Source organism: Bacillus sp. FSL R5-0523, from assembly GCF_037975295.1.
GTDB classification, from domain to species: Bacteria; Bacillota; Bacilli; order Bacillales; family Bacillaceae; genus Bacillus; species Bacillus subtilis.
Window position 1 is genome coordinate 2828375 of the sequence record NZ_CP150251.1, and the last position, 12761, is coordinate 2841135.

The following is a 12761-nucleotide window of genomic DNA, read 5'->3' on the forward strand; positions in this document are numbered from 1 at the left end:
GGCTGGAAAATAAAAAAGAAGCCCGACCGGCTTCTTACAGCGTTGATTTCGTTCCAGTCAAGCGCAAGGACCCCGTGGCTCCTTTTACATCGTAAAGCGGAAAAACCTTTATTTTTCTTTTAAATGGACATCAACCGCTGTCTTAACAATATTTCGATTCCCTATTTTAGATAAAACAAATAAAACTGCAAATAGCCATATCGCCCCTATGGCCGTATAGATCAATGGATAAACAGCTGTGTTTGCGATCCATTCATTTATTAATGTTCTGGCATTTACCAGAATAATAAACCCTCCAACAAGCACACCCATCAATTGCGGATGAAACTTCTGCACCAGCCATGCTGCGATAGGGGCAGCGATAATTCCGCCGGCCATTAGTGAAAACACCCATAACCAATTGACGTCCTCCCATCCTAATGAAATAAGAAAACCGGCAGTTGCAGATACGGCGATGGCAAATTCACTTGTGTCTACAGTCCCGACAACTTTCCTCGGGCTCAAGCCTTTGCGGGATAATAAAATCGGAGTGGTCACCGGCCCCCAGCCGCCTCCGCCTGTGGCATCTGCAAAACCAGCGATCACTCCCAATGGGATGGATTGTTTTCGGTTTAACGGCACATGCTTCTTCTCAAGAGCCGGCTTATATTGAAATAAAAACCTGATTAATACATATCCGCCCAGAAGGAGCAAAAACAAAGAAATATAGGGTTTCGCCACATCTCCAGGTAATTGGCTGAGGAATGCCGCGCCTAAAAAAGCGCCTATAGAGCCGGGAATGACAAGCTGATAAACGGTTTGTTTGTCAACATTGCCAAATTTAATATGCGACACTCCCGATGCGGCAGTCGTTACGACTTCCGCTAAATGGACAGAAGCCGAAGCCACAGCAGGTGTGATGCCAAACGCCAATAACAAAGAAGTTGAGGTAACCCCATAAGCCATACCTAACGAACCGTCTATTAACTGCGACAATAAACCAATAAATGCAAAAACGATTAATTTCTTCATCAGAACACCCCATCTATATCAATCAGATATTTTTGATTCTTCATTCGAATCTAACAATCTCTTGGCGCTTTCATATAAAAAATAAGAGGCTTTGATAATGGCAGTTTCATCAATTGTAAATGCAGGGTGGTGCCAATCATGATCACCGTCTGTTCCAAAAAACGCAAAGGATCCCGGAATATGCTCAAGATAATAAGCAAAATCTTCCCCCGCGGTTGATGGGTCGGGATCAATGACTTGAAGTTTCGCTTTATGCGCAGCGTCTCGCACCAGCCCCGTTATTGCCTCATCATTACAAAGCGGCGGCGATCCGGAATGCCACTTCACATTTGCCTTTAACGAGAAAGCGGCAGAAATCTGCTCTGTGACTGCCAAAAAACGCTGTTTCACTTGATCACGAACCTCTGAATCAAATGTACGAACAGTGCCCTCAATGACAACTGTATCCGGAATGACATTCCAAGTGCTGCCGCCGTTGATTTTCCCTACGGTTAAAATCGCGCTTTGCAGCGGGTTTACATTTCTGCTCACAATCGTTTGCAGGGCGACAATAAGCTGAGAAGCGCCGACAATTGGATCAAAACCATTATGCGGCAATGCTGCATGAGCACCTTTCCCTTCTATCTCTACTTTAAATCGGTCAACAGCAGCCATAAGCGGGCCTATTTTTAACCCTACAGTCCCAACCGCGATATCCGGTTTATTATGAAGTCCAATAACCGCATCAATGCCATCCAGTTGGCCGTCCTCTATCACTTTTGCAGCGCCTGCACCCGCTTCCTCTGCCGGCTGAAATAATAAACGAATCCTCCCTTTCAGACTGTCTTGATTTTCCTTCAATAAAAAGGCCGCACCAAGAAGCGCTGCCGTATGAAAATCATGACCGCACGCATGCATGATCCCTTTATGTTTAGACGCATAAGGCAATCCTGTTTTTTCTTCGATTGGCAAGGCGTCAATATCAGCCCTCAAAGCAATCGCCGGACCTTCTGACTCCCCTGCTATGTCTGCGAACACACCCGTTTTTAGAGCAGTAGGGCGAATCTGTATCCCCTTTTCTTTAAGGCATTTTTTTATAAAAGCAGTTGTTTCAAATTCTTCTTTTGACAGTTCAGGATATTGGTGCAGGTGCCGGCGAATGCCAATGAGCTGCTTTTCTAGCGTTGAGAGATTTACGGGATTAGACTCCTCTTTCAACGTCAGGATGTCATTTCCTGTAGTCTGATATGGATAGGAGCCTTCTATATTTCTCCAATAATCCAAAGACATATGTTCCGCTCCTTTCCCTATCCCAATATATTTTCTTCAGACTCTTCAACATAAGATGAAATAAATCGGTTCAATTTATTAGTAAGACCGCCCGCCCCAAATCTTATATACTTGCTGGAAACTTTCGGATTATCTTCTTTCAAAAAGCTTAAAAAAGATAAAATATAAATGCGCCTGTAAGCTACTTGTGTAATTCCGTACTCAAAAAACCAGTTATCAATAACATTGTATACGCCTCGGTTGACGCCATATAGGTTGTTACATTTCTTGTAAAAGCAGAGATCCGGAAGATTTAACTCCTGATGGGAAAGCAGGCTTTCTTTTTTGTTCGGTGCCATAATCCCAATCAGCTCAAAGCGTTTTGCAACGCACGAAATATCCTTTTTAATTTGCTTTGTTAACGACTCCAAAGAATCAAACCTTCTTTCTTCTCTAATTTTAAAGAGAATGCTGCATTCGATTTTTTCTCCATAGATGTCTCTATGAAAGTCAAACAAAAAAATCTCCAATGTCTTTTCAAGGTTAGAGCCCACCGTCGGTTTCACACCGATATTCATAACCCCTAAATGAAATTGATGATTGACTGTCGCCAGAACCCCATAAACTCCATTACGCAGCCCATGCATTTTTGCATCTACATTTGCCGTGGGGAATCCAAGCTTTCTGCCTAATTGTTTTCCTTTCACAACCGTACCGGCAATGATCGTCAAAAAAGTCAGCCTCCCCTCTCAGCTTCCGCATTCGATCAGACGAAACCTATTGATGTGATGAATGTAAAACGGATTGATGCTGCGGAATGCCAAGACCGAGATTTTCCCGCAATGTCCCGCCGCGATAATCTTGACGATAAAGCCCTCTTTCTTGAAGAATCGGAATCACCTTTTCTACAAAAGCATCAAGTGTTCCCGGTATATCCGACCCAATGATAAACCCATCTGCCGCCTCAGCGTTGAACCAAGTTTCAATTAAGGATGCGACACGCTCTGATGTGCCGATAAATAAAGGCCGTGGAAAAGCCATTTCCTGTGCTACCTCCCGCAATGACAGATTTCTGGCTTTTGCTTCTCTCTTAATCCGGTCTGTTGTGCTTTGAAACGCATTCTTTCCCACATCGCCAATATCGGGAAATGGCTCATCCAACGGGTAAACACTCAGATCATAATCATCAAAAAAACGGGCCAAATACGTAACAGCATTTTCAATCGGTATCAATTCTGCAAATTCACGATACTTCTTTTCCGCCTCTTCTTCCGTATCTGCCACAATCGGGCTGATCCCTGGAAAAATCCGCACACCTGAAGGATCACGCCCTTCATCAGCAGCTCGCCTTTTCACATCCGCATAAAACGCTTTTGTCTCTTCTAATGAATTGGAATGGGTAAAAATCGCATCCGCATTTTTAGCAGCAAACTGCCGGCCTGTTTCTGATGAACCCGCTTGAAACACTACAGGCTCTCCCTGCTTAGAGCGCCCGATATTCAAGGGCCCCTCTACTTGAAAATACTTTCCTTTATGATTCAGGCGATGAAGCTTCGCCGGATCGAAAAACTGCCCTGTTTTCTTATTGTGTATAAATGCGTCATGCTCCCAGGAATTCCACAGCCCGCGCACAACATCCAAATGCTCTTGTGCGATCTCGTAACGTTCAGTGTGTTCTGGCAAATTAGACTTACTATGGTTGCGCGCCGCTCCTTCCTGTGGAGAAGTAACAAGATTCCAGCCAGCCCTGCCCCCGCTGATATGGTCCAGCGACATCAATTGTCTGGAGATAGTGAATGGCTCAGTAAAAGATGTAGAGAACGTCCCTACTAAACCAATATTTTTGGTAACCGATGCCAGCGCAGATAAAATGGTGATCGGTTCAAAACGGTTTAAAAAATGAGGAATCGATTTTTCAGAAATAAATAAGCCGTCTGCAATGAAAATAAAACTAAACAAACCTTTTTCAGCTGTTTGCGCCTTTTTCATGTAAAATTCAATATTCGTGCTGGCCGAGGGATCAATATCGGGATGACGCCAGCCGTCAGTTGTTCCCCCGACACCGTGAATCATGGCTCCAAACTGAATAAAATCTGAACGTGTCATCTTTTTGCCTCCTTTATCTGTGCATGATTAGCAAGTGCAAGATCAAGGTGTTCAATGCCGATTTCAGTTATCCCTTGATACTGATTGCCGCGCCCGATTTCGACCACAGGCACATGGCGCACCCCATATTTCACCTGTAAAATATCCCGAAGTTCCTCTTTCTCTGAAACATCGATATTTTGGAACGGGAACCCTTTTTCATTCAAATAATTCTTGACTTCCTCACAATACGAACAGCCTTTTTTACTCCAAACCACAATGTTCAAAACATCACTCATTCTTCTGTCCCTCCTTAACGTTTTGCAGCTAAAACTGCTTCGCTCAGCAGCTGATAAGACAGCTGTTTTTCTTCAGCATTTTTGATAGGTGTAAAAATAACAAAATCATTGATTTTGTATGTGCCTGATAAACGTGTTAATTCTTCTGCCACTTCTTCCTTTGTTCCGGCAATAATCCCGGTTTTTTGCACGATGATGTCATAGGGCTCTGTGACGTTTTCCAGATAGGCCTCAGCCTGTTCGCGGGAACCGACGTTGACCTTACGCCCGTCTTTCAAAACCACTTTTATCGATTCACGCGACACAATATGTTTTTCCGCTTCTTCTTTTGTATGTGCCGCAAAAACAGCGGGGGCAAGATGAAATTCAGCCTCAGATCCTGGCGGGAGATGCGCGTCAAATGCTCGGCGGGCTTCCTTCAGCACTTCCTCTTCACCATTAATAAAGTAAGCAAAGACAAAAGAGATTCCCAGTTTTGCAGCCGAAATGGCACTCTCTCCGCTTCCTCCCAATAGAAAAATACCCGGCTTCCGATCAACCTGCGGCCTAGGACGCAATGCGGCATAGCGGTGGGTATCAGGAAAATCATCCCGAACGAAATGAGTAAGCTCCTCCAGTTTTTCATCAAACTGACGCACCGGTTTTTTATATTCAGCCTGCAGCGCGTCTGTGGACAGCTGAAACCCGCCGGGCGCTTTGCCCACTCCAAGATCTATACGGCCGGGAGCTAACGCTGATAGAAGATGGAATTGCTCCGCTACTTTATAGGAGCTATAATGCTGCAGCATCACTCCGCCTGATGCTAAACGAATTTTTCTTGTGCTTGCAGCAAGATAGCCTAAAAGAACCTCGGGTGCAGACCCTGCAATCTCATCATTATTGTGATGTTCGGCCACCCAAAATCGGTGATATCCACACTCTTCAGCCATTTGCGCCAATCTCACTGTATGCTGTAATGTATCAGCTGCTGTCTCCCCTTCACCAATCAAGCTTTGGTCTAAAATACTTAAGCGGATCATATCACCGGCTCCTTTATGTGTTCTTTTGGTTCAAATAAATATTCCGGCGAAACACGGCGGAGAAACTGCCTCGTTCTGTCTTTTTTGGTATGGCGGAAGACTTCCTCCGGGGTTCCTTGCTCAACAATGACTCCTTCATCCATAAAAACAACTTGATCAGAGACCCTTCTTGCAAACTCCATTTCATGTGTAACAACAATCATGGTGGCTCCGGTTTTCACGATTTCCAGCATTACCTCAAGCACTTCACCGACCAGCTCCGGGTCAAGCGCTGCCGTCGGCTCATCGAACAGCAGCACATCAGGATGAATGGCAAGCGCCCTTGCTATCCCGACCCTCTGCTTTTGTCCTCCCGATAACTGACTCGGATAAGCATTCAATTTATCTTGAAGCCCGACCTTTCTCAGTTCATTTTCCGCTACGGCATACGCGTCTTGTTTTCTCATTTTCCGGGCAATCGTCAAGCCCTCCATGACATTTTCAATCACCGTTTTGTGAGCAAACAGATGATATTGCTGAAATACCATTGCCGTCTGTTTTCTCAGCCAGTGAATGTCTTTTTTGGACGGAAAGCTGCAATTAATCACTTTGTCGTGTAAAGAAATGACCCCTTCGTCCGGCCGTTCTAATAAATTCAGGCAGCGTAAAAAGGTGGTTTTCCCTGATCCGCTCGGCCCGATAATCGTCACAACTTCTCCCTTGCGTACCGTGAGATTTATCCCTTTTAATACATGGTGGATGCCAAACTGTTTATGGATATTTTTAATCTCAATCATAAAGTGCCTCCTTGAAATCTGGCTGCCTTTCTCTCTAATACTCCATTTACGGATTCTAGGATTAGAGTCAGCACCCAATAGATAATCGCTGCTCCGATAAATGCTTCTAAAAATGCATAATTATCAGAAGCAACGATAGTCGCCGTCCCTGTAATCTCTGGGACAGCCACTATAGCTGCGATAGAGGTTGTATGCAAAAAGCCGATACCCAAATTTGTGAAGTTTGGGATGGAAACCATCAGCGCCTGCGGCAATATTACACGCCGAAAGGTTTGGCTGTGTGTCAAGCCGATTGAATAAGCCGCTTCGACCTGACCGGTATCCATCGCCAGAATGCCTGACCGGATGATTTCTGTGAGATAAGCTCCGGCAGTTAAAGACAAGGCCATGATGACAAACATGGAGACCGGTATCTCATTGGCGGACCAGCCGAGATGAAAAAAACTGCTGACTTGATCCGCAACAGGCGGTATCCCTAAATAAATCAACATAATGTGAAGAATTGCAGGCGTACTTCGAAAGAAAGACACATAAAACCTTGAGCAAGCCACCAAGCCCTTAATTCTAAAAATTCTAACAATTATATTTCCAAGAGCCACGAGAAATCCAAACACGATCGGCAAAACAGCCATCATCAATGTCAGAGGAATGGTCTTTACCATTTCCTTCATGGCGGAAACGATAAATGGAAAGTCAAATTGCAATCTTCTCCCCCCTCATCCGAAGAAATATATCAATGTATGTTCATGTCAAAAACAGTAACAATCCTTGTTTGATTCTTCTTGATTCGTTTTTCTGCCACTCGAAAGAACCATTCGAATAAAACCGCTACAGCATAATAAACAATCGATAGCGCAATGTAAACTTCAAGAGAATGGTTGCTTGAGGTAATCAGTGTTTGGCCCCTTCCGGACATATCCATAACACCTATTGAAAAAGCTAGAGATGTATCTTTTAAAGAACTGATCACCATGTTTCCCATATTTGGAAACACCTGGACAAGTGCCTGGGGCAGAACGATTCGCCTGAAGGCCTGACTACCGCTTAAGCCAATACTGTACGCCGCTTCCGTTTGGCCTTTATCTACACTGCCCACCCCCGCTCGAATGATTTCTGCGGCTGCCGCTGCATTGCTTAACGCGTAGGTTGCGACAGCAGCATAAAACGGGTCCATTTTTGATGTATCAATCCCGATAAGCCCCGTAAGCGCCGGGATTCCGTAAAACACGATGAAAAGCTGCACCATGATAGGCGTTCCCCTGAAAAATGAGATATACACTTTTGCCAATTGATTTACAATTGGAATATTGTAGATGCGGGGCAGTGCCAGAAAGAGTCCTAATACAAAACCGAAAAGCAAGGACAGTGTTAAAATGTATAATGTAATCGGTAAAAAAGCAGTTAACGTCGGCACAAAATCTCCAATCATGTTCATATCAAACGCTTTTTCCATCACTGCTCCCTCTCTTTTTACCTAATACTGCTCTTTGGAATAGTCGTCACCAAGCCATTTCAAACTGAGCCTTTTCAGCGTTCCGTCATCAATGATTTCCTGTAAGGCTTTATCAATATCGTCACTTAACGTTTGTTCATTTTTGTTAAACATAAAATACACTTTAGCATTTGAAAGCACATGACCGACGGTTTTTTCTTTAATAGCGCTCGTCTTGTTTTGAAAGTCTACTGCAAAAGGCGTTGAGATCGTTGCGTCCGCACGCCCCGATTTCAGCTGATTCGCAGTCTCATTTGCGCCTTGGCCCTCATAGGCAATCTCAAACGGCCGTCCATTATCCTCATTCCATTTTTTCAGTACAAGCGCTCCGTTGGAGGTGGCACTCGTAATCACCCGTTTTCCTTTTAAGTCTTCAATTCCACGGATCGTATCGTTATTTTGAAGCACAGTAATTTTTAAAGGAAAATGGTTGTAAGCAACCTTGTTAAACAGAAATTTTTTCTCACGCTCTTTGCTTTTCTCCATTTGATGTGCCACGATATCGACTTTATGCTGTCCGAGGCTGACAAGCAGGTTGGAAAATTCCATCGTTTTAAATGTGAATTTATAATGTGGCAGGCGCTTATCAAGCTCTTTGATCAGTTCGACATCATAACCGGTTAAATCGCCTTTTTCATCAATAAAGCAAATATTCGGAAATTGGGTTCCAGTTCCGACCGTGATCGTCTGTACCTTCTTTTGCCCGGCTCCCGTCGTTTGACTGCCTGCACCGCAAGCTGACAGAACTGTTATAAGCGAAAATAATATTGTCATAAATGCTGCTTTCATTTTCATCTCATCGCCCCATTTATTTTTCAAAACTTGATTTTGAATAATCTGCCCCGAGCCATTTTCGGCTTAGTTTTTTTAGCGTTCCGTTTTTCTCCAGCTTTTTAATCGCTTGATCCGTGTCATCCGCCAAGGTTTGGCTGCCTTTATTAAACATAAAGTACACCTCGGTATCTAATAACACGTCACCGACTGTCTTTTGGCGGAAGGCGTGCGTTTTATTCTGAAAATCGACGGCAAACGGTGTAGCTATCGTTGCATCTGCGCGCCCGGTTTCAATTTGATTGGCGGTGTCATTGCTTCCCTGTCCCGCATATCTCAAATGAATCGGGCTGCCGTGCGTTTTGTTGTAATTTGTAATATAATCTGCCGCATTTGACGTGGCGCCAACTATGACTGTTTTTCCGTGCAAGTCTTTTAATGTATGAATCTTGTGATTATCCTCTTTCACCGTGATGTACATCGGCGAGTAGTTATATGGGACTTTATGATACAAAAAACGCTTTTCTCGTTCTTTATTTTTGGCCATATTGTGCGCAATCACATCAATTTTTTTATTTCCGAGACTCGTCAGCAGATTTGAGAAATCCATCGTTTTAAATTCAAATGTATATTGAGGCAACTCCTTATCGATGGCTTTCATCACTTCAATGTCATACCCGGTCAAATCGCCTTTTTCATCTAAAAACGCAATATTCGGAAAATCTGTTCCAGTGCCGACTATGACCGTTTGAGCTTGAGGATCTGTTTTGTTATTTGTTTGCGAACATCCCCCGCCAAGTAATGCAAACACTGACAGCAGCAAAACCAATCCTTTACGCTTATTCATAGGCTGCCTCACATCATGCCCAGCTGGGCGCACCTAAAAGCGTTGGGTTAAATCGTTCCGGAATCAGAACCTTGTGCATCATCACACCTATGTCCCCGTCTTTTTCCTGCTCAAAATACACTTCATACCCTCTCCTTCTGTACATGTCAGCAAGCCAAGGATGCTTGCGCGCCGATGTGCCGAGTGTCAGCGCAGGAGCCTTCAGCATATCTCGAAGCACTTTTTCTTCAACATACGTAAGCAGCTTACTTCCGGCGCCTTGTCCTTTATATTCCGGCAGTGTCGCAAACCACCACACAAACGGATATTTTGAAGGAGGCGTCTCACTCTCCCACGGGAACCTGATTGTAATCGTTGAAATCAGCTTCCCATCCCGCTCCAGCACAATCGCTGAATGATGTTCAATATTTTCTGATACCATTTGGATATCAGCTCTCGTGGATGGCCAATCAATATCCAGCTGCCGAATGGGCTGAAATGCGCTGTTAACCAGTTTCAACAGCTCCGATGCATCTTCAACAGTTGCCAGTCGAAAAATATCCTCACTCATTTTTGTCACTCCTCTTCACAAAATATATAATTCCTATTTGTTTACTAAGTTTTTATTGTTTATACTATAAAGCATACTCTGATCTTTGACTAATCAAAAAAAGTAAACCTTCACTTCAGTATTTTTAATGATGAAAAACAGGAGGGAGCACATTGGAGTTACGCTCAATCAAAACGTTTCATACGATTGTAAAATTTGGAAGCTTCTATAAAGCTGCAGAAATACTCAACTACTCGCAGCCGACGATATCGATGCGTATGAAGCAATTGGAGCAGGATTTAGGCGTACTGCTGTTTGAAAGAGGAAAAAGCCTGCAGTTGACAAAAGCAGGGAAGCTTTTTTATGAACGAACAGGAGATCTCTTGATACAATACGAGGCGCTTAAACACAACCTCTCCGACTTAAAGGAAGAAGAGGCAGGCATTATCAACATAGGGGTTTCAGAGCCAACCGCCAGTCTGATATTCCCCGAGATTTTAAAGGATTTCTTAAAGGATTACCCAAAGATAACAGTTAATATCAAGGTTGATGACGCCAATACCTGCAGTCAAAAGCTCTTAGACGGGACGATTGATTTTGCAGTCTGCGGCGAGCCGGAGCTGATTCTTGAAAATTACTACCATCCATTTTTTTATGACACATTAAATGTGATTGTATCTGATCAACATCCGCTCGCTGAGAAGAAGGCTGTCCATTTGTCTGATTTAGCAGAAGAGCGCTTCATATTTACGCCCGCCAATTGCCCCATTCGCTTACAAATTGAACAGCACTTACATAGAGAACTCGGGAATCGCTACAAAAAAATGGAGCTCACAAGCAGCATGTCACATGAATATTACGTACGTGAAAACATCGGAATTTCAATCTTTACCAGCACCGCACACTCTAAACCGTTCAACGGCACTAAAGTCATTCCAATTCTGAACCTGGATATCACCCCGCCCATAGGGCTGTTGACAAATCAAAAAGAAGATCATTTTGACCGCGCCACGAAGGACTTGATCGCCCGGATAACCAAACGTTTTCAGCAGCACAGCAAAGAATTGGAAGGAACCTCTGATAAGACCATTACAGGATAACTGAAAAAATAAAAACCACCTCCTGATTCATCAGGAGATGGTTTCACGGTTTAAAGCTCGATCGTCTCACCGACCGACATGACTTTGCCGACTCCGCCCGGCAGGCTGTCAGCGAATGCTTCTGGGTCTTGTTCGATGACCGGGAATGTATTGTAATGCACCGGCACGACCTGTTTTGCGCGCAGCCATTCAGCGGCAAGCTTGGCGTCTTCAGGCCCCATCGTAAAGTTATCGCCAATCGGCAGGAAAGCAAGGTCGATATGATTCAATTCGCCAATGAGTTTCATATCAGAGAAAAGAGCCGTATCGCCCGCGTGGAAAATCGTTTTATCTTCTACAGTCAGCAAAATACCGGCAGGCATGCCTGTGTAAGTGATTGTTTTGTTTTCTTCATCTGTGATGGCTGATCCATGAAAGGCCTGTGTGAGCTTCACTTTTCCAAAATCGAACTGGCGGGAGCCGCCAATATGCATTGGATGAACATTCAAGCCTTTCCAGCCTAAGTACACAGCGAGCTCGTTCGGGGCTATAACTAACGCGTTATTTTGCTTGGCGATTTGTTCAGTATCGCCGACATGGTCATTGTGGCCGTGCGTTAGTAAGATGACATCCGCTTTTACATCCTCCGGCTTTATATCCGTTAATGAATTCCCTGTTAAAAACGGATCAAAAATAATATGATGGTCCTTCGTTTCCACTGTGATTACAGAATGTCCGTGATATGTCACTTTCATTTCTTTCACCTCGTCACATGATTTTGATTTTTTTATTTTCCCTTTTTAAAAAGCTGAAAAACTTATGTTGTTTGATTCTTGTTAATGACATTGAGGCCACCGGTGGCTTCAATGACAGTCCCTGTCACAAGGTCTGAGTTCTCCTCACACAAGAAAGCGATAATCCGGGCGATATCCTCGCCTGTACCGGATCTTCCTATCGGCGTTTTTTCTTTGCCGATTCGCATTCTGGCTTCCTCTATTGATGCTTCTTTCATGTCGCCGACAATGTCTCCCGGGCAAACCATGTTGGCGGTTATGCCGAATTCGGCTTCTTCAATGGCAATTGTCTTCGTCAAAGAAGCCAAGCCCACTTTCGCAGCGCCAAATGCCGATCGGTGAAGCCAGCCGGGCGCGTGAGCCGCACCTTGGAATCCGTACGTAATGATGCGTCCAAATTGCTGTTTTCTCATAACAGGAATAACCGCTTTGAATAAATGAAAGACGGCGCTTAAATTTCCTTCCAGCATGCCATACCATTCATCATCAGTATAATCGGCTAACTTTTTACGTTCAAATATGTATGGTCCCGCGTTGTTAATCAAAAAGTCGATCCTTCCGAAGCGGTTTAAGGCAGCCTCTGCAATACGCAGCAGATCTTCTTTTTTGGTGACATCACCTTTTACAAATTGCAGCCGGTCAAGACAATCGGGACAGGCTTCCTTCAGGCGGCTGACTGCCTCCTCATCCTGTCTGTAATTGACTGTTACTGAATACCCCTTTGCAAGCAACGTTTCAGTCACTTTGCGGCCTAAACCCTTCGAACCGGCAGTAATTAAAGCATGTCGCACATGAATACCTCCCAAAGCAA

Annotated in this window: 15 protein-coding genes; 1 reads left to right on the top strand and 14 read right to left on the bottom strand. The window is 44.2% G+C overall.

Translation table 11 applies throughout. The annotated features are described in order from the left end of the window. Positions 1-108: 108 nt before the first annotated feature. From NYE53_RS14525 to snaA, 12 genes are read right to left on the bottom strand one after another with little or no spacing between them, the layout of a single operon-like run. A complete protein-coding gene (locus tag NYE53_RS14525; RefSeq protein WP_088467317.1) occupies positions 109-1011 on the bottom strand; it encodes a sulfite exporter TauE/SafE family protein in 903 nt (300 codons plus the stop codon). Between the two features lie 18 nt (positions 1012-1029). Next, the gene (gene sndA / locus NYE53_RS14530; protein WP_339245321.1) at positions 1030-2280 is read right to left on the bottom strand and encodes an S-alkyl-N-acetyl-metabolite deacetylase SndA; all 1251 of its coding nucleotides are present in this window, start codon (positions 2278-2280) and stop codon (positions 1030-1032) included. 17 nt (positions 2281-2297) lie between these two features. Continuing rightward, positions 2298-2990 (bottom strand): RNA-binding riboflavin kinase RibR, encoded by a 693-nt coding sequence (ribR, locus tag NYE53_RS14535; protein WP_339245323.1) that lies wholly within the window; start codon positions 2988-2990, stop codon positions 2298-2300. A gap of 46 nt (positions 2991-3036) precedes the next feature. Then, positions 3037-4365, bottom strand: a complete 1329-nt coding sequence (locus NYE53_RS14540; protein WP_339245326.1) for an LLM class flavin-dependent oxidoreductase — start codon at positions 4363-4365, stop codon at positions 3037-3039. Further along, the gene (locus tag NYE53_RS14545; RefSeq protein ID WP_134156562.1) at positions 4362-4643 is read right to left on the bottom strand and encodes a glutaredoxin family protein; all 282 of its coding nucleotides are present in this window, start codon (positions 4641-4643) and stop codon (positions 4362-4364) included. The genes NYE53_RS14540 and NYE53_RS14545 overlap by 4 nt, the downstream gene beginning before the upstream one ends. Before the next feature lie 14 nt (positions 4644-4657). Further along, complete coding sequence (locus tag NYE53_RS14550; protein WP_339245329.1) at positions 4658-5662, bottom strand: LLM class flavin-dependent oxidoreductase; 1005 nt, start codon at positions 5660-5662, stop codon at positions 4658-4660. Further along, positions 5659-6438, bottom strand: a complete 780-nt coding sequence (tcyN, locus tag NYE53_RS14555; RefSeq protein ID WP_339245331.1) for a sulfur-containing amino-acid ABC transporter ATP-binding protein TcyN — start codon at positions 6436-6438, stop codon at positions 5659-5661. The genes NYE53_RS14550 and tcyN overlap by 4 nt, the downstream gene beginning before the upstream one ends. Next, positions 6435-7142, bottom strand: coding sequence for a sulfur-containing amino acid ABC transporter permease TcyM (tcyM, locus tag NYE53_RS14560; RefSeq protein WP_015714510.1), 708 nt, complete (start codon positions 7140-7142; stop codon positions 6435-6437). The genes tcyN and tcyM overlap by 4 nt, the downstream gene beginning before the upstream one ends. 29 nt (positions 7143-7171) lie before the next feature. Then, positions 7172-7891, bottom strand: a complete 720-nt coding sequence (tcyL, locus tag NYE53_RS14565; RefSeq protein WP_339245334.1) for a sulfur-containing amino acid ABC transporter permease TcyL — start codon at positions 7889-7891, stop codon at positions 7172-7174. 21 nt (positions 7892-7912) lie between these two features. Next, complete coding sequence (gene tcyK / locus NYE53_RS14570; protein WP_339245336.1) at positions 7913-8725, bottom strand: sulfur-containing amino acid ABC transporter substrate-binding protein TcyK; 813 nt, start codon at positions 8723-8725, stop codon at positions 7913-7915. A 13-nt stretch (positions 8726-8738) separates the two neighbouring features. Further along, complete coding sequence (gene tcyJ, locus NYE53_RS14575; RefSeq protein ID WP_283857542.1) at positions 8739-9548, bottom strand: sulfur-containing amino acid ABC transporter substrate-binding protein TcyJ; 810 nt, start codon at positions 9546-9548, stop codon at positions 8739-8741. A 13-nt stretch (positions 9549-9561) separates the two neighbouring features. Next, entirely contained in the window at positions 9562-10098 is a 537-nt protein-coding gene (gene snaA / locus NYE53_RS14580; RefSeq protein ID WP_015251464.1) for an N-acetyltransferase SnaA, read from the bottom strand. Positions 10099-10250: 152 nt separating this feature from the next. Here snaA and ytlI point away from each other — a divergent pair, with 152 nt between their 5' ends. Next, on the top strand, positions 10251-11177 hold the full coding sequence (gene ytlI, locus NYE53_RS14585) for a LysR family transcriptional regulator YtlI (RefSeq protein WP_339245340.1): 927 nt from the start codon (positions 10251-10253) through the stop codon (positions 11175-11177). 50 nt (positions 11178-11227) lie between these two features. Here ytlI and NYE53_RS14590 read toward each other — a convergent pair whose 3' ends face one another. After that, complete coding sequence (locus NYE53_RS14590; RefSeq protein ID WP_003245964.1) at positions 11228-11911, bottom strand: metal-dependent hydrolase; 684 nt, start codon at positions 11909-11911, stop codon at positions 11228-11230. Positions 11912-11973: 62 nt separating this feature from the next. Continuing rightward, on the bottom strand, positions 11974-12741 hold the full coding sequence (locus NYE53_RS14595) for an SDR family oxidoreductase (RefSeq protein WP_032726400.1): 768 nt from the start codon (positions 12739-12741) through the stop codon (positions 11974-11976). Between the last annotated feature and the right edge of the window lie 20 nt (positions 12742-12761).

Coding starts and splice junctions, on each gene's coding strand:
- NYE53_RS14550 (WP_339245329.1), bottom strand. CDS start 5,662: ATGATCCGCTTAAGTATTTTAGACCAAAGCTTGATTGGTGAAGGGGAG.
- tcyL (WP_339245334.1), bottom strand. CDS start 7,891: ATGGAAAAAGCGTTTGATATGAACATGATTGGAGATTTTGTGCCGACG.
- tcyJ (WP_283857542.1), bottom strand. CDS start 9,548: ATGAATAAGCGTAAAGGATTGGTTTTGCTGCTGTCAGTGTTTGCATTA.
- NYE53_RS14540 (WP_339245326.1), bottom strand. CDS start 4,365: ATGACACGTTCAGATTTTATTCAGTTTGGAGCCATGATTCACGGTGTC.
- tcyN (WP_339245331.1), bottom strand. CDS start 6,438: ATGATTGAGATTAAAAATATCCATAAACAGTTTGGCATCCACCATGTA.
- snaA (WP_015251464.1), bottom strand. CDS start 10,098: ATGAGTGAGGATATTTTTCGACTGGCAACTGTTGAAGATGCATCGGAG.
- NYE53_RS14545 (WP_134156562.1), bottom strand. CDS start 4,643: ATGAGTGATGTTTTGAACATTGTGGTTTGGAGTAAAAAAGGCTGTTCG.
- sndA (WP_339245321.1), bottom strand. CDS start 2,280: ATGTCTTTGGATTATTGGAGAAATATAGAAGGCTCCTATCCATATCAG.
- NYE53_RS14590 (WP_003245964.1), bottom strand. CDS start 11,911: ATGAAAGTGACATATCACGGACATTCTGTAATCACAGTGGAAACGAAG.
- tcyK (WP_339245336.1), bottom strand. CDS start 8,725: ATGAAAATGAAAGCAGCATTTATGACAATATTATTTTCGCTTATAACA.
- NYE53_RS14525 (WP_088467317.1), bottom strand. CDS start 1,011: ATGAAGAAATTAATCGTTTTTGCATTTATTGGTTTATTGTCGCAGTTA.